The sequence below is a fragment of the Mycolicibacterium smegmatis genome (assembly GCF_001457595.1).
Lineage (GTDB): Bacteria > Actinomycetota > Actinomycetes > Mycobacteriales > Mycobacteriaceae > Mycobacterium > Mycobacterium smegmatis.
Window position 1 is genome coordinate 607,079 of the sequence record NZ_LN831039.1, and the last position, 24,545, is coordinate 631,623.

Here is a 24,545-nt window from a genome sequence, read left to right on the forward strand (position 1 = left end):
CAGCGACAGAGTGATTGAAGATCAGCCACCACAGGTTCGGGCGGCGTGCGAGCAGCATCAGGGCTTGCGCGCCTGGATCGTATAGGTGAGGGGAAGACGTTCGGGGTGTTCGGCGAGCACGTACTCACCCTCGAATTCGGTGCTCTCGATCATCCCCTGAACCAACGCCTTCCACGGCGCTTCTCGGTGCTCTTCGAGCGCGGTGACCGTGAGCCCGGCCTCGGTGAGGGCCGTGAAGACCTCGCCGAGGCCGTGGTTGAACGCCACCCCCTTCGGCGCGGACACGGTTCCTTCGCCGCCGTACGTGGTGGTTTCGGTGAACGGGGATCCCGCTGTCTCGAAATAGGGGTAGTGCACCACCAGAAGGTCGTCGGATCGGGTCTCGTCGATCGTGTCGAGCATGGGATGACCTTCACGCATGAACAGCCGGCCACCGGGGCGCAGCAGTTGGGCGACCACCGTGGCCCAACGCCGGATGTCGGGTAGCCAGCACAACGCACCGATGCCGGTGTAGACCAGATCGCACGACTCCCTGCCGAGGACCACGGCCGCGTCGTACACGTCGGACTCGACGAACGTGACGCGAGCGGCAGCGCGCGCCGCGAGGTCGTTGGCCGCGGCGATCGCGGAGGGGGAGAAGTCCAGTCCGGTCACCGATTGGGCCCCGAGTCGGGCCAGCGACACGGTGTCGGTTCCGATATGGCATTGCAGGTGCACCACATCCAGGCCCGTGATGTCACCGAGTCGCGGTAGGTCGTACCGTACGACGCCGGAAAGATGTCGAGGATCGCTGAAGCTGTCGAGGTCGTATCCCCCAGGGCTCACGTGCAGCGGGACCCGGGCCTCCCAGTTGGCCAGGTTCAGTGTCCGCCAGTCTTCGACCACCCGAGGAGCTTCGCAGAGTCCTGGAGCGCTCGCACGTCATTTTGTCGGCGGCTCCCGGCCTTGGATAAGCCCAGTTGATCATCTGGCAATGCGATTAGCATCGCTTACGTGCAGATCGACGGTCAGCAACTCGCGGCCTTCGCCGCGGTGATCGAACTCGGCAGCTTCGACGCGGCCGCGGCCCGGCTGCATGTGACGCCGTCAGCGGTCAGCCAGCGCATCAAAGCACTGGAGCAGCGGGTCGGCCAGGTTCTGGTCGTGCGGGAAAAGCCATGCACGGCAACACCTGCCGGTGTCCCGCTGCTGCGGCTGGCTGCACAGACGGCGTTGCTGGAATCCGAGGCGCTGGCCGAGATGGGCGGTGGATCGTCGCACCGGCCACGAATGGCGTTGGCGGTCAACGCCGATTCGATGGCCTCGTGGTTCACCGGGGTGTTCCGGCGCCTGCCGGACGTCCTGTTCGACATCCGCATCGAGGACCAGGACCTGTCGGCGCGTTTCGTGCGCGAGGGCGTGGTGATGGGTGCGGTGACCACCGAGCGCACACCGGTGTCGGGGTGCCGCGTGCACCCACTGGGCGCCATGCGGTACAAACCGGTCGCCAGCGCCGAGTACACGGCCAGGTATCTGCCCGACGGATTCACCCGTGAGGCAGTGGCCGCGGCGCCCTCGCTGGCCTGGAATCGCGACGACCGCCTGCAGGATCAGCTGGTGCGCAAGGTGTTCCGTCGCGACATCACCCGGCCCGTGCACTTCATCCCGACCGCGGAGGGCTTCGGCGCGGCCGTGCGCGCCGGCCTGGGCTGGGGCATGTATCCCGAGGACCTCGTCGACGCGTCGTTCGTGCCGATCACCGAGCATCACCTGGACGTGCCGCTGTTCTGGCAGTGCTGGAAACTCGACAGCCCGTTGGTACAGGCGATCACCGACGCGGTGCTGGCGGCGAGTGCGCGCCTGCGCGGCCGTCGAACGGCCGCAGAACTCTAGCTGCGCTTGCGCACCAGTCGCGCCTCGAAGATCCCGAACAGCGAGTCGGTGAGCTTGCCCAGCCCGGCCAAAAGCCCGATGGCCAACAGCATGATGTCGGTGCGCCCGGTGTTCTGGCTGTCGATGAGCATGAAGCCCAAGCCCTTCGACGACGCGATCAGCTCGGCGGCGACCAGGAACAGCCACGCGTTGGCGAGTCCGAGTCGCAGGCCGTTCACCAGAGCGGGTGCCGCCGCGGGCAGCATCACCGTGGTCACCAGAGCCGCACCGCGACGTCCGTAGGCACGACCCACCTCGAGAAGCTGGGCGTCCACGTGTGAGAGGGCCGACGCCGTCGTCGTGTAGATCGGGAAGAACGCGCCGATCGCGACAAGCGTGACCTTCGGCGTCTCACCGATGCCGAACCACAACAGCAGCAACGGAACCCACGCCAGCGACGGCACCGTGCGCAACGCCGCGACCGTCGGCGCGAACAAGCGGCGCACAGTGGCCGACAGGCCGATCAGCGATCCGAGGACCAGTGCGACGGCCGCGCCCGCGAGATAGCCGGCGAACACACGCGACACACTGGTCTGCAGATGCGTCCACAGGTCGCCGCGACGCAACAACTCGCCGAGCGCCTCGAGCACGTCCCCGGGCGGGGGCAGCTGACTGGGGGAGAACGCCCCGCTCTTGGCGACCAGATGCCAGATCACCAGCAGCGCCACCGGAACGATCAAGCCCACCACGAACAGTGAGAGCTTGTTCAGCAGCGCTGCGCGGATTCTCAGTCCGCGTTCTGCGCGAACTGCGGATCCAGCAGCGTCCCCAGCGCCTCCTGGGCGGCCTGCTCGGATTTGATGTCTCCGTCGGCCACCGCGATCGGAACGATCTTCTCCAGCACGGTCTTCTGCGCCGCCCCCGGCACCGGGTCGATGTCCAGAGCCGTCCGCTCCATCTCCTCCTCGGCCACCGACTGGCTGATCTTCGCTTCCTGCGCCAGCAGCGTCGTCAGTTCGGCTGGGTGCTCCAGCGCCCATTTGCGGGCCTCCTCATAGCTGTTCACCACCGCCTGGACGGTGTCGGGATGCGCTGCGCTGAAGTCCTCGCGAACATTGAGCACCCCATAGGAATTGAACTCGGGATTGCGGTACAGCAGGCGGGCGCCCTGCTCCTGGACGGTCTGCGCCATGAACGGGTCCAGACCGGACCACGCGTCGACGTCACCGCGCTCGAGCGCCGTCTTGCCGTCCGCGTGCTGCAGATTCACGATCTCGACGTCGCTTGCCGAAAGACCGTTCGCATCGAGGGCCTGCAGCAGGAAGAAGTACGGATCGGTGCCCTTGGTCACCGCGATCTTCTTGCCCTTGAGGTCGGCCACCGACTTGACCGGTGAATCCTTGGCGACCACCAGTGCGGTCCATTCCGGCTGGCTGTAGACGTCGACCACCTTCAGCGGGGTGCCGTTGGCGCGGGCGACCAGCGCCGCCGAGCCCGCTGTCGACCCGAAGTCCAGCGCGTTCGAGCGCACTCCCTCGTTGGCCTTGTTGCTGCCCGCGGACAAGATCCAGGTGACGTTGTACCCCTGGTTCTCCAGCAGCTTCTGGTCACGCACGACCAGGCTCAACGGGTTGTAGTAGGCGTAGTCGAGCCGGATGTCCTTGTCCGACGACTCACTGCCCTCGGAACTGCAGGCGGCCGAGGTCGCGGCGAGGGCGACGGCCGTCAGCAATGTGGCCAAGTGACGAATTCTCATGTGTATTCCGCTTTCTCGGGCAGTGCGGCCTGGTTGTCCGGCCTGATGTCAGGTGGCTTCGGGTGCGGTGCGGGGGACGCCGAGTTCGTCGAGCAGCAGGTCGCGCAACTCGATGACGCGTGGGTCACCGCGGTCGCGCGGCTTGGGGATGGTCACATCGAACGACGCGGCCAGGCCCGCGGTGCCGTCGTTGTCGGCGCGCAGGAGCAGGACTCGGTCGGCGAGGATCACGGCCTCCTCGACATCGTGGGTCACGAGAATCGTGGTGGTGCCGGCTTCCTGCTGGACCTTGTCGAGCAGCATCTGCATCTGCAGCCGGGTGAGGGCGTCGAGTGCGGCCAGCGGTTCGTCGAGCAGCAGTACACGCGGACGCCGGGCCAGTGCGCGCGCCAGGCCTGCGCGCTGGGCCATGCCGCCGGAGACCTGCCGCGGACGGTGGTCGGCGAACTCCTGCAGGCCGACGACCTCGAGCCAGTGGCGCACTGTCTCGGCGCCTTCGGTTCGGCTCGTACCCCGAGGCAGCCCGTAGGCGACGTTGCCGGCCAGTGAGCGCCATGGGAACAACCGTGGTTCCTGGAACACGATGGCGCAGCGCGGATCGGTCTCGCGGATGGCGTCGCCGTCGATCTCGATGAGGCCTTCGGTGGGTAGGTCGAGGCCCGCGATGAGGCGCAGCAACGTCGATTTCCCGCTGCCCGACGATCCGAGCAGCGCGATGACCTCGCCCGGTTCGATCTCCAGGTCGATGTCACGCAACACCGTGTGTGTCCCGAAAGTCCGGCCCACGTTGCGCACCGAAACTCGTGCCGGCGCCAGGTCGGTCGAAGTCACCCGCGCAGGCTAGAGGCACCTCCGATCAAGGTCAAGATTTTTGCTACGGGAAATTTTCTGGTTTGCGCGGATTGCTACCGTCGGATCCATGGCAGCCGATCGAGGGCCCCGCACGCACCGCTACGAGGTCGAGGTGACCTGGACCGGCAACACCGGATCGGGGACGAGCGGATACCGCGCGTTCGAGCGTGACCACGAGGTCGCCGGGGTGGGTGTCACCGGCAAGCCGGTGATCGCCGGCAGCTCGGATCCGGCGTTCCGCGGCAAGGAACAGCGCTGGAATCCCGAAGAGCTTCTGGTGGCGAGCCTGTCGCAGTGCCACATGCTCTGGTACCTCGCGTTGTGTGCGCAGGCGGGGATCGTGGTGACGGCGTACCGCGACCGTCCCGCCGGGACGATGACCGAAAGCTCGGGCGGCAGTGGTGCATTCGTCGACGTGACGCTGCACCCCGAGGTCACGCTGGCCGACGGCTCGCGACGCGAGGACGCCGCTGCGCTGCACGAGAAGGCCCACGAGATGTGCTTCATCGCCAACTCGGTCAACTTCCCGGTGCGCGCCGAACCGGAATTCATCGTCGACTGATCGCATCAGGATCGGGCTGAGTTTTACTCTCCCCAACCTCCGGCGTCCCGGCATAGCCTCGCCGCTCGTGACTTCACCAGCCTTCACGCGCCGTCGGGCGCTGCAACTGCTCGGACTGGCCGGCGGCGCGGCCATGCTCGCTCCGGCCCTGGCGGCCTGCGGGTCCTCCGGTGGCAACAGCGCGCTCGCCGCCGACGCGCCCGTATCGGGCCGATTCGAAGGCGTCACGCTCAAGCTGCTGGTCAACCAGCCACACGTGACGTCGTTCCGCGACGTTCTGGCCCCGGCGTGGCAGGAGGCGACCGGCGGCACCCTCGATGTCACCGCGGCGCCCTACGACCAGCTCACCAGCAAGCAGATTCTCGACGTCCAAAGCGGGACCGGTGAATTCGACGTCTTCGACTACTTCTACTTCGGTCTCGGTGACCTCGTGGATGCCGATGCGCTCGTGGAGCTCACCGACTGGATCGACAACCGCCAGGGCGAACTGGACGTCAGCGGCTACCTGAAGTCGATCTACGATCCGTACACCCTGCTCGACGGCAAACGCTACGGCCTGCCCTACGACGGTGACATCCACATCCTGTTCTACAACGCCGAACTGTTCGACCGCTACAAGGTCGAACCTCCCACGACGTGGGACGAGTACGACGAGGTGGCCGCCAAGATCACCAAGGACGCACGCGGAACGGCGTACGGCGCGATCGTCTCCGGCCAGCAGGTGCCCATGATCCTGGGCTGCTCCTACATCAACCGGCTGACGGGCTACGGCGGAAACCTGTTCGACGAGAACGGGAAACCGGCACTGACGTCCGACGCCTCGATCGCGGCGCTCGAGCATCTCGTCGCGGTGACCCCCGCCGCTTTGCCCACCCCGCTGCAGATCGGTTTCGACCAGGCCAACACCGCGTTCCTCAGCGGGCAGGGCGCCATGCTGGACACCTGGACCGACATGGCCTTGCGCGCGGAAGATCCGACCGCATCGAAGATCGCGGGACGCTGGGGCGCGGTCTCACTGCCCGTAGGTGGCGCCAACACCACACCGCGAACGGCGCTCGATGCCGGCTTCGGCCTCGGGATCTCCACGGCGTCCGAGAACACCGACGCCGCTGCGGCATTCATCGCATGGGCCACCGCCGCCCCGCAGAACCTCGCCGTGTCCTCGACGGCCGGTGCGGGCATCGATCCGGTGCGCGGCGAGGTGCTCGACTCCGACGGCTACGCCAAGGTGGTCACCAATGCCGTCGCCCCGATCCGGCAGGGGCTGGGCGGTGACCCGCTGGTGTGGCCCAAGCAGGCCGGTGCGCCGAAGCTGTTGCAGGACCTCGTGGATCAGCTTGCGCTTGCCATCGCAGGCACGCAGACCGTCGAGCAGTCGCTGGAGCAGGCGCAGGCGAGCTGGGACAGCGCCTCGTCATGAGCAAGCGGGTTCCGCTGTGGTTGGCGGTACCGGCGATGGCGGGGCTCGCGCTGTTCCTGGTGTACCCGATGGGGTACCTGGTGGCCTTGGCGCTGACGAAATCGTCGTTGGCCAAACCGCTTCGCGGTTTCGTCGGAGGCGACAACTTCACCGCCGCGTTCGCCTCGCCCGCGTTCACGCCGTCTCTGGTGCGGTCATCGGTATTCGCCGTCGTCGCGGCGATCGTGACCACGACCCTGGGACTGGCCATCGCACTGTTGTTGCGCCAGAAGGGGTCCCGGTTCGGGATCATCGGTGCGCTGTTCTTGCTGCCGCTGGTCACCGCGCCGGTGCTGGTCGGGGTGGCGTGGAAACTGCTGCTGGCGCCGGTGGGCGGAGGTCTGGCAGGGGTCTTCGACAGTGTGGGCCTGCACGGCTTCAATCCACTGGGTTCGGGCACCGGTGCGTTCGTGGTGCTCCTGCTCATCCACATCTGGCAGTGGACACCGTTCGCCGTACTGATCGCGTTCGCTGCGCTCGGCGTCGTGCGCCCGGAACTCCTCGAGTCCGCACGGATCGACGGCGCCAACTCGTGGCGCACCTTCACGACGGTGACCTGGCCTGCGATCGCCCCGACGCTCCTGGCCGTGGTGCTGCTGGAACTCGTGATCGGGTACAAGGTGTTCGACCTCATCGTGGTGGTCACCGCGGGCGGACCGGGATTCTCGACGTCGCTGTCGCCGTACGTGATCTACCAGACCGGATTGCGCGGCAGTTTCGACATGGGCACCGCGGCCGCCCAGACCCTGGTGTTCGGACTCGTCGTCGGCGCGGTCTCCACCGTCGTCACGACGCTGCGAGCACGCGCACTGAAGGGTGACGGATGAAAGCCCGTGCTGCGCTGGTATTCGCTGTCCTCGTGGCGCTGATGCCCGTCGGCTATCTGGTCTCGCTGGCGCTGAGGCCGGCCGAGGACGTGTTGAACTCCAGCCTGTTTCCGACGTCGTTGACGCTGAGCAACTTCGTCAAGGTCTTCGACACCATCGAGCTGGGCACCATGCTGCAGAACTCGTGGGTCGCGGCGGTGGGTGGGGCACTGCTCGCGGTGTTGATCGCCGCTCCCGCGGCATATTTCACGGCGCGCCACACCCGAGGCGAACGTCTGCTGACGGTGCTGCTGGCGAGCTATTGCGCACCGCCGATCGTCGCGATCATCCCGCTGTTCTTCCTGCTGCGCCACGTGGGCCTCACCAACAACCTGGCCGGGCTGATCCTCGTGAACGGAATCGCCAACGTCCCGGTCGCGGTCTGGCTGCTCGACGGCTTCGTCCGACGGATCCCCATCGAGATCGACGAGGCGGCAGTGATCGACGGTCTGTCGGTGGCCGCGGCCTTCCGCAAGATCATCCTGCCGCTGCTGTGGCCCGGCATCGTCGCGGCGCTACTCGTCGCCTTCTTCCTGAGCTACAACGACTTTCTGTTCGCCGTCTATCTCGCCGTGACCAAGGAGAGCCAGACCCTGACCGTCGGTCTGTCGCTGTTCCAGGGCGACCGCAACGTGCAGTTCGGCCAGCAGGCCGCCGCCGGACTGCTCGGCCTGGCGCCGGTCTACGTACTCGCGCTCGCCGCGCAGCGTCACCTCGTCGGCGGCCTCACCACAGGAGCCACCAAGTGAGCACCATCGAACTCAGCGGAATCACCAAGACCTACGGCGGCAGCGCCGTGGTCGACGGGCTGGACCTGACCCTGCGTGACGGCACGCTGACGGTGCTCGTCGGCCCTTCGGGCTGTGGGAAATCGACCACCCTGCGCATCGTCGCCGGCCTGGAGACCGCCGACAAGGGTGCGGTGCGCATCGCCGGCCGTGACGTCACGAGTGCCACCCCGCGCGAACGCGACGTCGCGATGGTCTTCCAGAACTACGCCCTGTACCCGCATCTGACGGTCGCGGGCAATGTCGGTTTTCCGTTGAGGAACAGCGGAGTGGCCAAAACCGAAGTGGAGCAACGCGTTGCCCAGGCGGCCGAACGTGTGGGGATCACCGCGCTGTTGGACCGCAGGCCGCGTCAGCTCTCGGGCGGACAGCAGCAACGCGTGGCCATCGCACGCGCCCTGGTGCGGACGCCTTCGGTGTTCCTGTTCGACGAGCCGTTGAGCAATCTGGACGCCAAGCTGCGTGTCGAACTGCGCTCCGAGATCCGGCGTCTGCAAACCGAAACGGGCATCACGTCGCTGTACGTCACCCACGACCAGGAAGAGGCGATGACCATCGCCGATCAGCTCGTCGTGCTCGACGCGGGTTCGATCGCTCAGGTCGGCACGCCCGAGGAGCTCTACCGGCGCCCGGCCAACACGTTTGTCGCCGGGTTCATCGGATCGCCGAGCATGAACCTCGTGCCGGGACGGCTGCGGGCGGGTCGATTCGAGGCCGACGGGCTGACCCTGGTGGTTGCGGGCGACGACCGGGACGACGTGACGCTCGGGGTGCGTCCAGAGGATCTTCTGGTGGCCCCGGATCCCTCCGGCCCGGGCCGTGTGGAGCTGGTCGAGTTGCTCGGCCCGCGCTACGTGCTGATCATCCGGGCGGGTGCGCACCGGCTCACCGCGGTCGCCGAGGCCGCCACGGTGTCGGAGTGGGCCGGCGTTCCAGCGGCCGGGGACCCGGTCTCGGTGCAGGCGCGCCCGGGGCGCACGCATCTGTTCGACAGCACCGGAGCGCGCATCTGACCACGGTTGCTGGGTCCTGCGCGCGTGCAGGGTGTAGATTCGAAGGTAGGCCGCTCTCGTCAGCGTTACACCTCTGGCGTCCGACGCCTCACCTGACACCCCATCGAACGGCCGGCCTGCGAAATCTTCTTCGCTCGCCCGCAACTACGTGTGTGGGTCGAACCCGCACTTCAAGGACTTGTTTATGGATACGTCCAACCTGTTTTCACACCCCGAGAAGCACGAGACCATGCCGCCCGAGAAGCGCACGGCCGAGCCGGTCACGGGACCGCTCTTCTCGGATCGCCCCCACCAACAGCGCGCCGACAAGCGGCCGTCGTGAACGGGCTGGTCGGGTCGCGACGGCTGGCGAGCCCGGTTCGTCTGACCCTGGCCAAGAGACTGGGGCGCGATATCGACGGGGCCTGGTGGCCTCGCAGCGCGTCGGTCGCCAAGGAACTGCCTGAGCTCGTCGAGGTGCTGCAACGCCCGCTCGGCGAGATCGTCGACATCAACATCAACTGGTCACCGGGCGAGGGTCAGTTGGACCTCAACACCATCGCCGCGGGCAGCCGGACTCAGGCCGCCTTCAAGCCGACGCGTCCGCGGGTGATGTCGGTGGCCGGCCGTGCGGAGTGCGTGAAACTCCTCGTCGTTCCCCACATGACGTCCGAAGCTCTCGGTGGCATCGTCATGCGTTGTGCGGCAGGAATGTTGATCGAGAGCACCGTGCGCAGCACCCCGCTGTACGACACTGCCGTGCGCATCATGGGTGCCGCCCAACAGGAGTCGGCGCGATGGCTGGGACGCCGTGCTGAAGGCGCGGGGGTTCCGACCGCCAGTGTGGAGTCGCCTGCCGGGGCGTGATCCGGTAGCACAAACAGAAATGGACTGGTACGGAAAATTCCGTACCAGCCCACTGTTACGTCTGGGGGTCGATCAGACCGCGGTAACGCCAACTGCCTGGGGGCCCTTGGCACCCTGCGTGATCTCGAACTCGACGCGCTGATTCTCCTCGAGCGAGCGGAAACCGCTGCCGCTGATCTCGGAGTAGTGGACGAAGACGTCCGGAGCGCCGCCATCAGGGGCGATGAAGCCGAAGCCCTTTTCGCCGTTGAACCATTTCACAGTTCCCTGTGCCATATGTTTACTTCTCTCATTCAATCCGGACGAACCAAAAACGCCGGATCGCCCACCCTAGCACATCTCTGGGCAGGAAATGAAAATTATTGAGCCAGTTTGCCTTTCCTATCCCATGCACTAAGGTGTCGGCACCACGCCCCGCGGCAGGATCAGCGGCAGGTCGTTGTAGGTGACGATGCCGGGGGGCGCGGCCACCACTGCGGGGATCGCATTGAGCGGAGGCGTGGCGGTCATGATGTGGCCGAGCACCATGAATTCTTCGAGTGTGGTGGCCTCGAAATCGGGCGGCGGGAGGAAGCCGACCTTCATGGTGACCGTCGGCCTGCCTGCCACCTCGATGACCCAACCGTCCTGATCGATCTTCCAATCCGGTTGCAGCGTCTGGCCTTTGCGCCAGCGGACGTTGATCTCGACACGGGTATGGCCGGCGACGATGCCCTTCCAGCTCGCATACACGCCCGCCACGCAGCCCGCCGGGATGGTCCACGAGCCCAGGTCGAGATCCTCTGTGGTCTGGGCGTATTCGGCATCGCAGCGTACTTCGTCGAGTTCGATGCCGAGGGCGTCGGCGACCATCCGCACAGCCTCGCCGAACACGCCCGTGCCGTGCGCGGTCATCGCCTGCAGGTCGGGGTGATCGATGGGTTGGCCGAAGCTGACGGGTTTCTCGGTGGCGGGGGAGTCGTAGAACGTGGTGTCGGCGGCCTCGTTGACGGTGATCTTGTCGACGCGGTCGCAGATCCCCGCGGCGACCACCGACAACTGGTTGACGTAGCCGGGGCTGATGCCCGAGCCGAACATCGACGACCCGCCCCGTGCGCAGGCCTCGGCGATCCGGTCACGGCCGGTGCCCTGGTTGTGCCCGGTGATGAACGACGCCGTCGCGACCACGTTCACGCCGGACTCGAGGATGCGCACCAGTTCGTCGACGTTGATCCACATGGGGTTGTACACGACCACGTCGGGCTTGAGCGCCAGCAGGGCATCGACGTCGTCGGTCGCGCTCACCCCGAGCGGCTCGATTCCGCACAATTCGCCGACGTCCTTGCCCACCTTGTCCCCTGACCAGGCATAACAGCCCACCAGCTCCAGGGTCGGGTTCTTGGCGATCGCGGCCACCGAACTCTTGCCCACGTTGCCGGTGGTCCATTGGACGACCCGGTAGCGAGTGGTGTCAGGCACTTGTCGGACTCCCTTCGTCGGGCGCTTCGTCGCGGCCGCACGGATTTTTCACGAGCGTGAGAAAAGTAACACGCGATGTCAATGCCCGGACCGGATCACAGTTGCCGGTCGTCGTGGGTGTCCTACTGTTGGCGACGTGACGGCCGGGCGAGCAGAAGACGGTGCACGCCGGCGGCGTCGCGGCAGGCCGCGTCGCATCGATCGCGATCAGATCGTCGCAGCCGCGCGGCAGATCGCCCCCGAGTCGCTCACCATGCAGGCCGTGGCCGATGCGCTCGGCGTCGACCGCACGGCGCTGCACTACTACGTCGGCGATCGTGACGGCCTTCTCGAACTCGTCGTGGCCGATCTGTTCGACACCGAACTGGGCGCCATCGATCTGCCCGCCGACGCGGCCTGGCAGGACGTCCTGCGGGCCTATGCCAACGCGATTCACCAAGGCGTGCTCAAATACGGCGCGACCCGCATGAACTTCCGGATCAGCGGTGTCGGTGGCGCGGCGAGCCTGGGCTTGACCGAGCGCGTGCTGGCCACGCTCACCGCCGTCGGGTTCGGCATCGACGACGCCGGACGGATCCTCACGCTGGTGTCCGGGTTGGCGATGTCGGCGGCCCATGACGTGCTGGGTGCCGCCGATTCGCGCTTGCACCACCAGATGCCCGAGGTGGCCCGTGCCCTGCAGGACTTCGACGCCGACCACTTTCCACTGCTCGGCGCAGTCGTCGCGCGTCGCACCGAGGCGAGCGCGACCGACCTGGACTTCAACCTCGGCATCGTCGTCGCCGGTCTCGAACGCATCTTGGAGCGTGGCGACTAGTTCGTCCTGTCGCGTGCCCGTGCCGCTCCGTACAGCAAGATGACGGCATGGCACTCATACCCATGCCGCATGTGGACGTCGCCGACGAGCAGGTCGCTGCCGTGCTGAGCCGGGCGGTCGGACCGATCGGCCTGATCCTCGACGCGATCGCCGACCTGGACCCGCTGGGGCTGCGGCGCCGGACGCACTACCTCGGCGAGGGCGACGGCGTCGTCGGCACCGTGCTCGACCGGATCGCCTGCGTGCTCGACTGCGCCGACATCCCGGGCACCAGGTCGTGGGAGGGCAAGGACCGTGCCGAGCGGATCGGCTGGTGGGTGCACCGGGTCGGCGCGCTGGACACCGTCATCGTGGCGTTCCCGGGGGTGTTCGGGGTGGTCGCCGATCGGCTACCGCTGCAGGACCTGCTCGGGTTCACCAACCAGGCTCTCGTGCTGTGTGCGGTCGCCCGCGAGTGCGGTGTGACAGACCATGACACGCAGGTCCGGATGCTCGCGGCGGTGCTGTGCGGCCGCGACCTGACCCAGACGCCGCGGGCGCAGACCGAGGACGAACCGGCCGACATGTCGCTCGTGCAGCGGGTGTGGCATCTGGCCGGGATACTCAACGCGATCGGCGACGAGCTGGACAGGCGGCCGCATCCCCGCGCGCCGTTCCGCTACCTGGGCATGCTTCCGTGGATCGGTGCGGTGGCCGACTATCTCGGCGAGTACGGGGCGTTGGTGCGGGCCGCCGATGCCGGGCAGAAGTGGATCGCGCAGCACGGCGCGCCAGCCGACGACCGGGCGCCGCTACGCGTGTGACGCGTCCTTGTCGTCTTTCTTCGCGTCCTTCTTCGCGTCCTTCTTGCCGAACGGCAACAGATGCATCACGAGGACGACGATCGCGCCCACGACCAGTCCGATTACCGCGGAGATGCCGGTGTTGACCAGCCAGGCGAGCACCGCGCCGGCACCCGGCACCGCGTGGTGCACGGCTTCCTCGAGGTGGTGGACGACACCGTAGGGCGAGTGCCAGCCGAGCGTGTCGGTGCCGACCAGCAGGATGTGACCGCCCACCCACAGCATCGCCACGGTGCCGATCGTGGCCAGCGCCGACAGCAGCTTGGGCATGCCCGCGACGAGGCCGCGGCCGATCTTGCGTGCGATGCGCGAACTGCGCTGCGCGAGGTGCAGGCCGATGTCGTCCATCTTCACGATCGCCGCGACCACGCCGTACACGCCCGCGGTGATCACGAACGCCACCACCACCAGGATCGCCAGCCGCGGGAGGAAGGCCTCGCTCGCCACCTCGTTGAGCGCGATCACCATGATCTCGGCCGACAGGATGAGGTCGGTGCGAATCGCGCCGGACACCACGGATTTCTCGGCGTCGGCGCCGGTCACCGCGCTCGGCGTGGCATGCGGGTCGTGGCCGTGGTGACCGGGGAACCAGCCCCACACCTTTTCGGCGCCCTCGTAGCAGAGGTAGGTGGCGCCCACCATCAGGATCGGCGTCAGCAGCACGGGGACGAACTGGCTGAGCAGCAAAATCGCCGGGAGGATGAACACGATCTTGTTGCGGATCGACCCGATTGCGATCTTCTTGATGATCGGCAACTCACGCTCGGCGGTGATGCCGTGCACGTACTGCGGTGTCACCGCGGTGTCGTCGATGACCACACCGGCCGCTTTCGCGGTCGCGCGTCCGGCCGCCGCGCCGATGTCGTCGACCGAGGCCGCGGCGAGGCGCGCGAGTGCGGCCACGTCGTCGAGAAGGCCGAACAGACCGGCGCTCATCGCGTCATCCCCATGGTGGGAAGGCTACCGGCGTTCACATGCCGATGAAGGACTCGATCCACCCGCGCGCGAAGTACAGCACGAATCCGAGCGCCACGACCCACAGCAAAGGACTGATCTCGCGGAACTTCCCGGCCGCGGACCGCAGCACCACCCACGCCACGAAGCCGACGCCGATGCCGTTGGCAATCGAGTAGCTGAACGCCATGGTCGCCACCGTGAGGACGACCGGCAGGGCCACGGAGAACTCGGAGAGGTCGATGTGGCGCAGATGCGACACCATCATGGCGCCGACGACCACGAGCGCGGCCGCGGCCACCTCGGTCGGCACGACCGACGCCAGCGGCGCCACGAACATCGCCGCCAGGAACAGCACACCCGTGATCAGGTTGGCCAGGCCCGTGCGGGCGCCTTCCTCGATGCCCGCACCGGATTCGATGAAGACCGTGTTCGACGATGCCGACGAGGCGCCGCCGACGACGGCGCCGGTGCCCTCGACGATCAGCGCCGATTTCAACCGGGGGAACGTGCCCTGCGGGTCGGACAGGCCGGCCTCGCGGGACAGACCCGTCATGGTGCCCATGGCATCGAAGAAGTTGGCGAAGACCAGGGTGAACACCAGCATGATGGCCGCCAGCGCGCCGATGCGGCTGAAGCTGCCGAGGCTCACCTCGCCCACCAGTGACAGATCGGGCATGGCGAACGGAGAACCCGACAGCGACGGCACCGAAAGTCCCCAGCCGCCGGGCTTTTCGACGGCCGAGCCGAGGTGCCAGATCGCCTCGATCACGACGGCGACGACGGTGCCTGCCACGAGCCCGATCAGGATGCCGCCGCGTACGCGGCGCGCGACAAGGATCCCGGTGACCAGCAGCGTGAACACGAACACGACGGTCGGCACGGTGTTGATGGAGCCCTCGCCGCCCGCGCCCAGTCCCACCGGCGGCGACGGCAGGCCCGTCGAACCGATGAAGCCCGCGTCGACCACACCGATGAACAGGATGAACAACCCGATGCCCGCGGTGATCGCGAGCTTGAGCTGCATGGGGACGGCGTCGAAGACCAGGCGTCGCAGCCCGGTCGCGGCCAGCAGCACGATGATCAGACCGTTGATGACCACCAGGCCCATCGCCTCGGGCCACGTGACGGAGCCGACGACGGTGGTGGCGAGGAACGAGTTGATGCCGAGGCCCGCGGCGAACGCGAACGGCAATCGCGCGACGAGGCCGAACAGAATCGTCATGACGCCCGCGGCCAGCGACGTGACCGCCGACACCTGAGCGAACTCCAGATTGTTGCCGTCCACGTCGGGCGCACTGGAGAGGATGACCGGGTTCAGCACGATGATGTACGCCATCGCGATGAACGTGACGACACCACCGCGGATCTCAGCGGTGAGGGTCGACCCGCGCGCCGTGATGTCGAAGAAGCGATCGAGGCGATTCATAAGTGATGACCCTATGGGTGCGGGCCGTCCTGTGTGCGGAGTGTGCGGTAGAAGTTGACGTGTGTCTTCGCGGCCTGCGTCCACGTCATGGCTGCGGCGAGCGTCCGGCCGGGCGCGGGGTCGGCCGGTTCTTCCAGCGCCGCAGTCATTTCCCGGGCGAATCCGGCCGGATCGGCCGCGAAGCCGACGGTGTCGCCGAACACCTCGCGCAGCACGGGAAGATCGCGCGTCACCACTGGGCGCCCGGCCGCCAGCGCCTCCATCGCGGCCAGCCCGAAACCTTCCTTGGTCGAAGGAAACGCGAACACGTCACAACCTGCCACGAGGCCGGGCAGTTCGTCGTCGGCGACCGCGCCCAGAATCACCGGTTCCACGCCCAGTTCCGTGCAGCGTCGCTCGAACGCGCTGCGGTAGTCGCGGTAGTCGAACAACGTCTCGCCGCCGCCGATTACGAGCGACACCTCCGGGTGCCGTTGCCGCAGCATGGCATAGGCCTCGACCAGATCGAGGGTGCCCTTGCGCGGTTCGATTCCGCCCACCGTCAGCACATAGGAGCCCAACTCGTCGCGCCAGCGCCGGATCCCGGCCTCCTGGGCCGCGGCGGCGCTGAACCGTTGCGCGTCAACACCGTTCGGGATGACGACCGGGTCGAACCCCCACCCGGCGCGCACCTCGGCGGCGACCGCCGCGGACACACAGATCCGGGCGTAGGGTTCTGCGATGGCCTTCTCGTGGCATTCCGCGAGCACCGGAGTCTTGAACTGGTCGAGGTGGTGGATGGTGCGGATGCACGGACCGACCGCGTTGGCGCTGATGCAGTCCTGCGCGTGGACGATGTCGTAATCGGCCGGGGTGAAGGCGTCGCGCAGGGTCTCGATGGACCGCAGGATCCGGTCGGTGACCGTATCGCCGGGATGGTCGACGAATTCGACGAGACGGACCGTGACGGCGGGATTGATCTCACGGAAGAAACCGCGGTCGCCGCTGCGTGCCAGAGACCACACGGTCACGTCGACGCCCAGGCGTGCCATCGCCTCGGCGAGGTACAGCGTGTGCACCACACCGCCGCGAGGCTTGGTGGAATAGGTCAGCAACGCCACCCGCATCATCGGTCCGCCTCCGACGCTACGTGGTAACTGCCCGGACGCAACTCGGTGAGGTGGTTCAAAACTCTTCTGGCACGCGTGATCTCGGCATGAACATCGATCTCGACCTTGGCCAGCCCGCCTTTGGACCGCGTGGTCGCCAGGATGTCGCCGCCGGGCCCGACCACCTTGGCCTGCCCGAGGAAACGCAGATTCCCCATCACGCCGGTCTGGTTGGACGACACCAGCACCACCTGGTTCTCGGCCGCGCGCGCGCAGTCGTAGAGATCGAACAGCCGCGACTGGCGGTCTGCGGGCAGGCGCGAGGCGCGGTCGGTGACGCTGGCCGGCCACGCGGACAGCGCGGCGATGATGTCGGCGCCGCCCATGGCAAGTGTTCGTGCGGCCTCGGGGAACGTCTTGTCGTAGTCGATGAGCATGCCCACGCGGCCGACCGGCGTGTGGAACGTGCTGAAGGTGTCGCCCGCCAGATACGTCAGCGATTCCCCGACCGGTTGGTGCACCTTGCGGTACGTGCCCAAAACCCCGTCTCCGCAGACACATACCGCCGCGTTGTACCGTCCCCCGCCCGGCGCGGACTCGGCATAGCCCACGCACACCGTCATCGGCCCCGCGGCCGAGACCACGGCCGCGATCTCGGGGCCGTCAAGTGTCAGCGCGGGCGGTGGATCGTCGGGATCGGGCCGGTGGAAGTCGCCGATGTAGCCGCCCAGGCACGCATCGGGAAACACCAGGAAATCGACTCCGTCACGCGCCGCCGACTCGATGATGCCGACGACCTTGGTCACGCCGCGGTCCAGGTCACGGCCGAAATGCGCCGCGACCGCGCCCAGGGTGACCGGTGCCATGCGCTCCTCTCACGCCTTCCCGAGACCCGTGACCGGCGACGTCAGCGCCGTCGTCGTCACGCCGTCCGGCCAGCGTAGGCGCACGCCCGGTTCGGCGGTCAACGACCCGCACTCGGAACTCGCCACACCTGCCGGCACCGCCGCGGATCCCAGCGCGCCGCCCACGGTGAGCATGCCGAAACCCGGAAAACACGTCAGCCAGGGGGCCATGCCGGCCGACGCGGGTCGCGGGATCGTCGCGACATCCAATTCGGCCCCGGTCCCGCTCGCTTCGGCCAGCATGCCCACGGTGCCGACGACGCCCGCCATGCTGACATCCTTGGCCGCGCGGGGCGCCATGCGGGCGACCAGACCGGCCATCGACGCCAGTTCCGCACTGTTGCGCGATGTTGTCGAATCCCATTGGCGTCCGGTGTATCCCCGACGCCACCGACCGGTGGTGTCGGCGGTCAACCGCACCCGGTCCCCGGCGACGCCGCCACCCGCGGGTACCGGCGACACGGTGTGGCCCAGTGCGGTGACCGATAACGCGGCGGGCACGCCGAGTTGCGTGTGGCCGCCGAGCACCGGCACAGCCCACGCCGAGGATGCCGCCGCGATGCCGCCGATGATGCGGTCCAGCACCGCGCGCGTCGGGGCGGCCACTGCGTCGAGCAGTCCCGTCGGCGTCGCCCCCATGGCCGAGAGGTCGTTGATGTTGACCAGAACCGAGCACCAGCCCGCCCATTCCGGGTCGCGTTCCACCAATGACGGGATGATGGCGTCGCAGGCCGCGACCAGGTCGGTGCCGGGAACAGGTGAGCCGTCGTCGCCGACGAATCCGGCCGGTCCCAGTGCGCCGTCGACCGCGCGAAGCGGGTTCAACGCCGCGCCGAGGAACGATTTGGTGGCCGCGGCGAGCGCATCGAAGGGGTTGATCTGTCGGCGCATCCACACGTGTGGGCGCGCGGCGATCTCGACGTCGCCCAGGGGGTCCCAGCCGAGCGCGGTGAACATCGGCTGGTATCGACGCTGCACGGTGGCCTCGAACCGGAGCACACCGGCGGATTCGGCGTACGCACATGCGGCGCGGACCAGCGCCGCCCCGATGCCGGTGATGCGCGTCGACCTGTCGACCACGAGCCGGCTGCCGGTCCACCAGCCCAGGTCGACTCCACCGACGGGTGCCAGACGTACCCCGCCCAGGACCGATCCGTCGGCAGCGGCCGCGATCAGCACCACGACGCGCGGGTCATCGTCGATGTCGTCGTGGTCGCTGCCCGAGAACATGCCCTGGTCGACCACGAACGAATCGCGGCGCAGCCGACGGTAACTCGCGAGGTCGTCGGCGTTCTCGGCCGGGCGGATGAGAAACGGTGCGGTAGGTCGTGATCCGGCCAAAATGGACAGGTCGCCGGGCAGTGATGGTGTGCTGACGTCGAACTCGATCATCAGGCCCCCAGATTCTGCAGCACCGAGCAGGCGCCGCAGGCCGCGCACCCGGCCCGCTGATCGGCGCCTGACATTCCGGCCTGCCGCAGCAGGTCGGCGACGGCGCGTGACACCTTTTCGACCAGCCCGGAGTCCGGCGCGATCGCCCCATCGACGTCGGTGGCCAGCGAGCCGGACTGCGGACGGAACGGCACCACGAACGGATAGACACCCATGTCGATGAGTTCGCCGGCACCCGCGACGAGCTCATCGGGGTTCTCACCGAGCCCCACCAGCAGATACGTCGACACCTGGTTGCGGCCGAACACGCGCACCGCCTCACGCCACGCGGCCCGGTAGGCATCCAGCGCGACCGTGGCCTTACCCGGCATCCACCGGCTTCGCACCTCGTCATCGAGTGACTCCACGTGGATCCCGATGGCATCGGCCCCGGCCGCACGCAGTTCGGACAGCACGGCGAGGTCGGCGGGCGGTTCGCACTGGACCTGAATCGGCAGCGCAGGCACCGCGGCCTTCACGGCTCGCACGCAGCGCGCCAGATGCCGTGCCCCGCGGTCGGTTCCGGCCGACGTGCCGGTGGTCATGACCATCTGTGTCACACCGTCGAGGCGTACCGCGGCAGCGGCGACCTCGGCGAGTTCGGCGGGCCGCTTGACGGCCGTGGTGGCACCGGACCGCAGGGATTCCTCGATGGTGCAGAACCGGCAGCGCTGATCGGGGGAGTAGCGGATACACGTCTGCACGACGGTGGTGGCCAGTACGTTGCGGCCGTGCAGACGTGCGAGTTTCTCGTAGGGGACGCCGTCGCCGGTCGTGAGGTCATAGAAGCGGGGCCGGTCGATGACCTCGACGTCCAGTCCGGTGTCCTCGCCGTCGAGCAGCACGCGTGTGCCGTCGAAGACGAACGGGCTGAGCGGGTTACGCGGGATCGCGGCGTTGAGGCCGTCGATGACGAGGTGGCCGTCGGCGCTGGGGCCCGCGCCGGCGTTCCGGTGCACCGGGGGCCGGCCGCGGAAACCCAGGAGCGCGAGGTCGACTCGTGTGGACACTGTCATGGCATACCTACACCTTCATGGCGAGCCGCAAAACCGACTCGTGGTAGCTGCTGATGATCGTCGCGGCGATGTGCCGGGCATCGCGGTCGATGCCGAGGAAGCGGCCGGATCCCCAGGTGTGCATCCACGGCAGCCCGACGAAGCTCAGGCCGGCGACATTGGTGATCCCGCGGGTCTGCATCGGCCGGCCCGCGCCGTCGAAGGCGCTGGCCGCTATCCACCGGTAATCCGGCCGGTAGCCGATCGCCCACACGATGCTGGTGATCCCGGCCGCAGCGAGATCCAGTGTGGTGGTCTCGGTTTCGGGCTTCCATACCGGTTCGTACCGTGAGGCAGGTGGTGCGTCGATCCCGTTGCGCTCGATGTGGGCATCGATGTCCGAACAGATCGAGTTGTAGACCGAATCGGCGTGATCCAGCGCTTCGGCCAGCGTGGGTTCGAACCGCAGCGTCGAGTCCTTCCCGTCTGCGAGCGTGCCGTAGAGCCTCATCCCTTCGGTCGCGAACTGGCGCAGGTCCACATCGCGTCCACCGTCTCGTCCGGTGACGTAGTGGTTGGTCTTCTCGATCGCGGCCTGGCCTCCCGGATACTGCTGGGCGGGCCGGTCGTACACGCCCATGTCGGCAAGCCAGGTCATGCAGTCCCTGCCACGGTAGAACCGCGCCACGCGTGGCGCGCCGCCCACCGCGAGGTGGACCCGGCGTCCGGCCAGGTGCAGGTCCTCGGCGATCTGGGCGCCGGACTGTCCGGTGCCGACCACCAACACGGCCCCGTCGGGCAGTGTGCCTGCGTTGCGGTACTGCTCCGAGTGGATCTGGAGGATGGTCTCGTCGAGTTGGGCGGCATACGACGGGATGACAGGCACGGGGTATCCGCCGGTCGCGATGACGGCGTGGTCACACGTGAGCGTCGACTGACCGGATTCGTCCCGCAGGGTCACCTCGAAGCCGCCACCGGCGCGGTTCTGCAACCGGGTGACCTGGGTGTGGTTGCGCAGCGGCGGGTCGAAGGTGTCGAGCCAACCGGCCAGCCAGTCGACGACCTCGTCACGGGTCATGAAGCCGTCGGGGTCGGGTCCGGCATACGGGTAGCCGGGGAGCCTACAGTGCCAGTTCGGGGTGACGAGAGTGAAGTTGTCCCAGCGGGTGTCGGCCCACGCGTGCATCGGGGTCTTCGATTCGATCACGATGTGCTCGATGCCTGCCCGCACCAGGTACCAGCTGACCGACAGGCCGGCCTGCCCACCGCCGATGACGGCCACGGGGACGTGGGTGGTCATGACGGCCCCGGTTCGGGGTGCATGGCGACGACCTCGAGCACCGCATCCCCGCTGAACCGCCGGGCGACGTTGACGATGCGCTGACGGGTCTCTGCCGCCGAGGTGCAGGCGAAGCCGTACTTGGCGCGTACCCGCTCGCTCGCCTCGGCCAGTGCTCGGCTCGAGCGCTCCACGAAATCGTCGACGGCGTAATGCGTTCCCGCGGTCAGATGGTCGTGGATCACCAGGCTCGGGGAATAGCAACGCTGGGTGCTGCCGTCCGGCCACCGGACTTCGAAGGTCATCTCAGGCATGGGCGAGTTCCCGCCACTTCGCGGTGCGCGGACCGTCGGAGTCGGTCAAAGGTGCGTAGACGTCGGGTCGGCGGTCGCGCAGATGGAACATCCCGGCCCGCATGGTGCGGAACGTCTCGTCGATGTCGACCTCGGCGACCGCCATACCGCTGTCGAGAAGAGTTGTGGCCAAGACGTTTCCACCCGGATCGACCACCTTGGCGTTGCCGACGTATCGCAATGAGCCGAAGCTCCCGCTCTGGTTGGACGCGACCCAGAACACCTGGTTGTCCAGTGCGCGGGCCATGTCGAACAGATTGAACCGGTAGGTCCAGCGGTCATCCTGGAGGTTCTGGGCTGTGGCGGTGCGGGCGGCCGGCCACGCCGACAGACTGGCGATGATCTGCGCGCCACCGAGTGCCATCAGCCGGGCGGCTTCCGGAAAGGCCTTGTCGTAGCAGATCTGCAGCCCGACCCGTCCGACCGGTGTGTCGAAGACCCCGTAGTCCGAGCCCGCCGAATACGACATGCCCTCGCCGAGTGGCTGGTGCACCTTGCGGTAGCTGCCGTAGACGTCGAATCCGTCGAGCACCGCGGCGGCGTTGTACCGCGTCTCGCCGTCGTCGGCCAGTTCGCAGAAGCCGATCGCGACCACGAGGTCACCGACGATCTGCTGGACCCGGGCGATCTCCGGGCCGTCGAGGCGGATGGCGGGCGGAAGCGACCGGCTCGTGGCCCGCACGGTGTCTCCGTGATTGCCCAGTGACGAGAGGTAGCCGCCGATGGCGGCTTCCGGAAGTACCAGGAAGTCGACGCCTTTCTCGCGGGCCTGCTCTGCCAGATCGGCGATGAGCGCGAAATTCTGTTCCAGGTCGCGGGTGAAGTTCGCCGAAACGGCGGCGAGTGTGGTCATCATGGCGCGGCCTCAAACCATGTAGGTGGAGTTGATGATGGCGCCTTTGCGGGCGTAGTAGATGAGCGCGTCCTGGACGTCCAGCGGGTGCGCCGGAATGACGCCCTCGATGAGGTCTTCTTCGCGTCCGCCGTGCAGGCCGAGCCCGAACCGGCAGCAGAACACCGTGCCGCCCTCCTTGATGAAGGTGGCCAGCGCGTCGTTGATGTTCTGTTCACCCGGGAAACCGGAGTCTCCGGTCTTCGGAAATCCGCGTGTGGCAAGGCAGTTGATCGATCCCGGCCCGTAGAAGTAGATGGCCGATTCGAACCCCTTGCGCAGCGCGCGGGTGGCCTGCAGCACGGCGACGAATGCGACCGACGACTCATGCGCGATGCCGTGCACCAGCGTGAAATAGCTTTCGCCGTCCTCGGCCTGGTAGTCGGGGAAGATCTTGGTACCGCCATATATGCTGGAGCCCTTCGGCAGCGCCGGATGCGGGATCTCGGCCAGCGAACTCTTGATGTTCTCGGTGATGGATTCGTCGAACGGCATGGGTCTCTCCAGGGAGGCGATGAGGGTGCGGGCGGCGACAGTGCCGGGAGCCGGATGATCGGCTGGGTCAATTACAGGCCCCGGCCATTGCCGTGTGGTTAGGGATGGACTACTTCTGAATTGCCGAAATCTCACAGCGGCAATGTGCTCGTAATAAGTGCAGCATGCGCCTTGACCTCAACCTCACTTGAGGTGCCAGGCTGGCTCTCATGACATGTGGACTCCAGTGGCCAGAGGCGGTAAACCGCCGCGAACCCGGGGGTAAACCCCCTGGGGACCTGGATCGGCACGCAGTAACTTTCGTGGTGTTCCTGGATGAAAGAGTTCACACCGCATCGACAATGGCAGGAGCGGGTCATGGCAGTGACCGCTGAGGCACAAGTGACCGACCACGGCAGCAGCGCCGAGAGGTTCGAACGCGACGCACTGCCGCTGCTGGACCAGCTCTACGGCGTCGCGCGCCGGTACACGCGCAATCAGGCCGACGCCGAGGACCTGGTGCAGGAGACGATGGTCAAGGCGTACGGCAGTTTTCACACGTATCGCGACGGCACCAACATCAGGGCATGGCTGTTCAAGATCCTCACGAACACGTGGATCAACGCCTACCACACCGCCCAGCGACGACCAGATGTCGTGGTCACCGACACGATCAGTGACGCGCAACTGGCCGCGGTCGCGACGCGGTCGGAGACCGAACTGGCCTCGGCCGAGTTGGCGGCGCTGGAGTCCATGGGGGATTCAGAGGTGCGCGACGCGGTCGCGGCGCTGCCGGAACATCAGCGGATGGCCGTGTACTACGCCGACGTGGTCGGCATGCGGTACCAGGAGATCGCCGATGTGCTGGGTGTCCCCGTGGGAACCGTCATGTCCCGGTTGCACCGTGGGCGCAGGCGTCTGCGCGAACACCTCATCGGGTTCGCTTACCAGAGTGGCTATCTCGCCCGCCCGGCGGGCAGCGCAGCCTGATGGTCGGCGAGTAGAACGCGCAACCTGGCACGTCCGCGTGCCAGCCGTGACATGACCGTGCCGATGGGAGTGTCCATCAGCGTGGCGATTTCGCGGTAGGGGTAGCCCTCGACGTCGGCGTAGTAGACCACCATCCGGTTGGCCTGGGGGATCGCGCGCAGCGCTTCCAGGACCGCGTCGTCGGGAAGGTGTGCGAGAGCTTCGTTCTCGGCTGAACGTGCACCGTCTGCCCCGTGGCGCAGACCGGCCGAGAGTTGTGCGTCGGTGAAATCCTCACACAACTGCTCGACCGGATTGCGCTGCTGGGCACGGAAATTGGATATCCACGTGTTACGCATGATGCGGAAGAGCCATGCCTGCATGTTGGTCCCGCCCTCGAAGGTGTGAAAACCGTTGTACGCCTTGAGGAGTGTTTCCTGCACCAGATCCTCGGCGTCGTAGCGGTTGGTCGTCAGGCGGCGTGCGCCGCGCTCGATCGCCTCGACGAACGGCAGTGCTGTCGCGATGAACTCGGTGGCGTCGCGTGCCGACGCGGCCGAGGAGTGGACGTTGTCGATGCGCACGGGCACCTCCCAGATGTATAGACAGACTATGTATAGAAAAATAGTCGATTGCTCGGCGGCGCGTCCAATCGCCCGAAATCGC

Annotated in this window: 28 protein-coding genes; 11 read left to right on the plus strand and 17 right to left on the minus strand. The window is 67.3% G+C overall.

The window, feature by feature from the left end; all coding sequences use genetic code 11:
- Positions 1-57: 57 nt before the first annotated feature.
- Positions 58-885 (minus strand): class I SAM-dependent methyltransferase, encoded by an 828-nt coding sequence (locus AT701_RS02620; RefSeq protein ID WP_058125102.1) that lies wholly within the window; start codon positions 883-885, stop codon positions 58-60.
- Between the two features lie 108 nt (positions 886-993).
- Here AT701_RS02620 and AT701_RS02625 point away from each other — a divergent pair, with 108 nt between their 5' ends.
- The gene (locus AT701_RS02625; RefSeq protein WP_058125103.1) at positions 994-1,872 is read left to right on the plus strand and encodes a LysR family transcriptional regulator ArgP; all 879 of its coding nucleotides are present in this window, start codon (positions 994-996) and stop codon (positions 1,870-1,872) included.
- Here AT701_RS02625 and AT701_RS02630 read toward each other — a convergent pair.
- The 3 genes from AT701_RS02630 to AT701_RS02640 are packed head-to-tail and all read right to left on the minus strand — an operon-like array spanning position 1,869 to position 4,438.
- Positions 1,869-2,597: an ABC transporter permease gene (locus AT701_RS02630; protein WP_058127509.1), complete on the minus strand. Its 729-nt coding sequence runs from the start codon at positions 2,595-2,597 to the stop codon at positions 1,869-1,871. The two genes, AT701_RS02625 and AT701_RS02630, sit on opposite strands and share 4 nt — an antisense overlap.
- Positions 2,598-2,638: 41 nt before the next feature.
- The gene (locus tag AT701_RS02635; protein ID WP_058125104.1) at positions 2,639-3,607 is read right to left on the minus strand and encodes an aliphatic sulfonate ABC transporter substrate-binding protein; all 969 of its coding nucleotides are present in this window, start codon (positions 3,605-3,607) and stop codon (positions 2,639-2,641) included.
- A 48-nt stretch (positions 3,608-3,655) separates the two neighbouring features.
- Positions 3,656-4,438: an ABC transporter ATP-binding protein gene (locus tag AT701_RS02640; protein ID WP_011727032.1), complete on the minus strand. Its 783-nt coding sequence runs from the start codon at positions 4,436-4,438 to the stop codon at positions 3,656-3,658.
- Between the two features lie 88 nt (positions 4,439-4,526).
- On the opposite strand from AT701_RS02640, the gene AT701_RS02645 reads away from it, so the two are divergent.
- The 7 genes from AT701_RS02645 (at position 4,527) to AT701_RS02675 (ending at position 9,993) form a co-directional block, all read left to right on the plus strand.
- Positions 4,527-5,021 (plus strand): OsmC family protein, encoded by a 495-nt coding sequence (locus AT701_RS02645; protein WP_003891973.1) that lies wholly within the window; start codon positions 4,527-4,529, stop codon positions 5,019-5,021.
- Between the two features lie 67 nt (positions 5,022-5,088).
- Positions 5,089-6,441 carry an ABC transporter substrate-binding protein gene (locus AT701_RS02650; protein WP_003891974.1) on the plus strand — a complete coding sequence of 451 codons (1,353 nt, stop codon included), beginning with the start codon at positions 5,089-5,091 and terminating at the stop codon, positions 6,439-6,441.
- Positions 6,438-7,307: a carbohydrate ABC transporter permease gene (locus tag AT701_RS02655; protein WP_003891975.1), complete on the plus strand. Its 870-nt coding sequence runs from the start codon at positions 6,438-6,440 to the stop codon at positions 7,305-7,307. The genes AT701_RS02650 and AT701_RS02655 overlap by 4 nt, the downstream gene beginning before the upstream one ends.
- Positions 7,304-8,095, plus strand: coding sequence for a carbohydrate ABC transporter permease (locus tag AT701_RS02660; protein WP_003891976.1), 792 nt, complete (start codon positions 7,304-7,306; stop codon positions 8,093-8,095). Before AT701_RS02655 ends, AT701_RS02660 begins: the two co-directional genes overlap by 4 nt.
- A complete protein-coding gene (locus tag AT701_RS02665) occupies positions 8,092-9,147 on the plus strand; it encodes an ABC transporter ATP-binding protein (protein WP_058125105.1) in 1,056 nt (351 codons plus the stop codon). Before AT701_RS02660 ends, AT701_RS02665 begins: the two co-directional genes overlap by 4 nt.
- A 184-nt stretch (positions 9,148-9,331) precedes the next feature.
- A complete protein-coding gene (locus AT701_RS35215) occupies positions 9,332-9,469 on the plus strand; it encodes a hypothetical protein (protein ID WP_003891978.1) in 138 nt (45 codons plus the stop codon).
- Positions 9,466-9,993: a DUF5994 family protein gene (locus tag AT701_RS02675; RefSeq protein ID WP_003891979.1), complete on the plus strand. Its 528-nt coding sequence runs from the start codon at positions 9,466-9,468 to the stop codon at positions 9,991-9,993. The genes AT701_RS35215 and AT701_RS02675 overlap by 4 nt, the downstream gene beginning before the upstream one ends.
- Positions 9,994-10,065: 72 nt before the next feature.
- Here the strand turns inward: AT701_RS02675 and AT701_RS02680 are convergent, their stop codons facing one another.
- Positions 10,066-10,269 (minus strand): cold-shock protein, encoded by a 204-nt coding sequence (locus tag AT701_RS02680; protein WP_003891980.1) that lies wholly within the window; start codon positions 10,267-10,269, stop codon positions 10,066-10,068.
- A gap of 117 nt (positions 10,270-10,386) precedes the next feature.
- Positions 10,387-11,451, minus strand: a complete 1,065-nt coding sequence (locus AT701_RS02685) for an NAD(P)H-dependent amine dehydrogenase family protein (RefSeq protein ID WP_058125106.1) — start codon at positions 11,449-11,451, stop codon at positions 10,387-10,389.
- A gap of 136 nt (positions 11,452-11,587) precedes the next feature.
- Here AT701_RS02685 and AT701_RS02690 point away from each other — a divergent pair, with 136 nt between their 5' ends.
- Together AT701_RS02690 and AT701_RS02695 are read left to right on the plus strand one after the other, a co-directional pair.
- A complete protein-coding gene (locus AT701_RS02690; RefSeq protein WP_058125107.1) occupies positions 11,588-12,268 on the plus strand; it encodes a TetR/AcrR family transcriptional regulator C-terminal domain-containing protein in 681 nt (226 codons plus the stop codon).
- 47 nt (positions 12,269-12,315) lie between these two features.
- On the plus strand, positions 12,316-13,071 hold the full coding sequence (locus AT701_RS02695) for a hypothetical protein (protein ID WP_058125108.1): 756 nt from the start codon (positions 12,316-12,318) through the stop codon (positions 13,069-13,071).
- On the opposite strand, the gene AT701_RS02700 is transcribed toward AT701_RS02695, so the two are convergent.
- Genes AT701_RS02700 through AT701_RS02745 form a run of 10 tightly spaced genes read right to left on the minus strand, consistent with a single transcriptional unit; the run spans position 13,060 to position 22,931 of the window.
- Positions 13,060-14,046 carry a DUF808 domain-containing protein gene (locus tag AT701_RS02700; RefSeq protein ID WP_058125109.1) on the minus strand — a complete coding sequence of 329 codons (987 nt, stop codon included), beginning with the start codon at positions 14,044-14,046 and terminating at the stop codon, positions 13,060-13,062. The two genes, AT701_RS02695 and AT701_RS02700, sit on opposite strands and share 12 nt — an antisense overlap.
- 34 nt (positions 14,047-14,080) lie before the next feature.
- Positions 14,081-15,493 carry an NCS2 family permease gene (locus AT701_RS02705; protein ID WP_003891985.1) on the minus strand — a complete coding sequence of 471 codons (1,413 nt, stop codon included), beginning with the start codon at positions 15,491-15,493 and terminating at the stop codon, positions 14,081-14,083.
- 11 nt (positions 15,494-15,504) lie between these two features.
- Positions 15,505-16,599 carry an MSMEG_0565 family glycosyltransferase gene (locus tag AT701_RS02710; protein WP_014876802.1) on the minus strand — a complete coding sequence of 365 codons (1,095 nt, stop codon included), beginning with the start codon at positions 16,597-16,599 and terminating at the stop codon, positions 15,505-15,507.
- On the minus strand, positions 16,599-17,447 hold the full coding sequence (locus AT701_RS02715) for a carbon-nitrogen hydrolase family protein (RefSeq protein ID WP_058125110.1): 849 nt from the start codon (positions 17,445-17,447) through the stop codon (positions 16,599-16,601). The genes AT701_RS02710 and AT701_RS02715 overlap by 1 nt, the downstream gene beginning before the upstream one ends.
- A gap of 9 nt (positions 17,448-17,456) precedes the next feature.
- A complete protein-coding gene (locus tag AT701_RS02720) occupies positions 17,457-18,878 on the minus strand; it encodes an MSMEG_0567/sll0787 family protein (protein ID WP_003891988.1) in 1,422 nt (473 codons plus the stop codon).
- Entirely contained in the window at positions 18,878-19,933 is a 1,056-nt protein-coding gene (locus AT701_RS02725; protein WP_014876804.1) for an MSMEG_0568 family radical SAM protein, read from the minus strand. The genes AT701_RS02720 and AT701_RS02725 overlap by 1 nt, the downstream gene beginning before the upstream one ends.
- Before the next feature lie 7 nt (positions 19,934-19,940).
- Entirely contained in the window at positions 19,941-21,212 is a 1,272-nt protein-coding gene (locus AT701_RS02730) for an MSMEG_0569 family flavin-dependent oxidoreductase (protein WP_003891990.1), read from the minus strand.
- Positions 21,209-21,505 carry an MSMEG_0570 family nitrogen starvation response protein gene (locus tag AT701_RS02735; RefSeq protein ID WP_003891991.1) on the minus strand — a complete coding sequence of 99 codons (297 nt, stop codon included), beginning with the start codon at positions 21,503-21,505 and terminating at the stop codon, positions 21,209-21,211. The genes AT701_RS02730 and AT701_RS02735 overlap by 4 nt, the downstream gene beginning before the upstream one ends.
- Complete coding sequence (locus AT701_RS02740) at positions 21,498-22,397, minus strand: carbon-nitrogen hydrolase family protein (protein ID WP_058127510.1); 900 nt, start codon at positions 22,395-22,397, stop codon at positions 21,498-21,500. The genes AT701_RS02735 and AT701_RS02740 overlap by 8 nt, the downstream gene beginning before the upstream one ends.
- 12 nt (positions 22,398-22,409) lie before the next feature.
- Positions 22,410-22,931, minus strand: a complete 522-nt coding sequence (locus tag AT701_RS02745; RefSeq protein ID WP_003891993.1) for an MSMEG_0572/Sll0783 family nitrogen starvation response protein — start codon at positions 22,929-22,931, stop codon at positions 22,410-22,412.
- Positions 22,932-23,246: 315 nt separating this feature from the next.
- Here AT701_RS02745 and AT701_RS02750 point away from each other — a divergent pair, with 315 nt between their 5' ends.
- Positions 23,247-23,900, plus strand: a complete 654-nt coding sequence (locus AT701_RS02750; protein WP_011727039.1) for a sigma-70 family RNA polymerase sigma factor — start codon at positions 23,247-23,249, stop codon at positions 23,898-23,900.
- On the opposite strand, the gene AT701_RS02755 is transcribed toward AT701_RS02750, so the two are convergent.
- A complete protein-coding gene (locus AT701_RS02755) occupies positions 23,867-24,463 on the minus strand; it encodes a sigma-70 family RNA polymerase sigma factor (RefSeq protein ID WP_011727040.1) in 597 nt (198 codons plus the stop codon). The two genes, AT701_RS02750 and AT701_RS02755, sit on opposite strands and share 34 nt — an antisense overlap.
- Positions 24,464-24,545 lie beyond the last annotated feature (82 nt).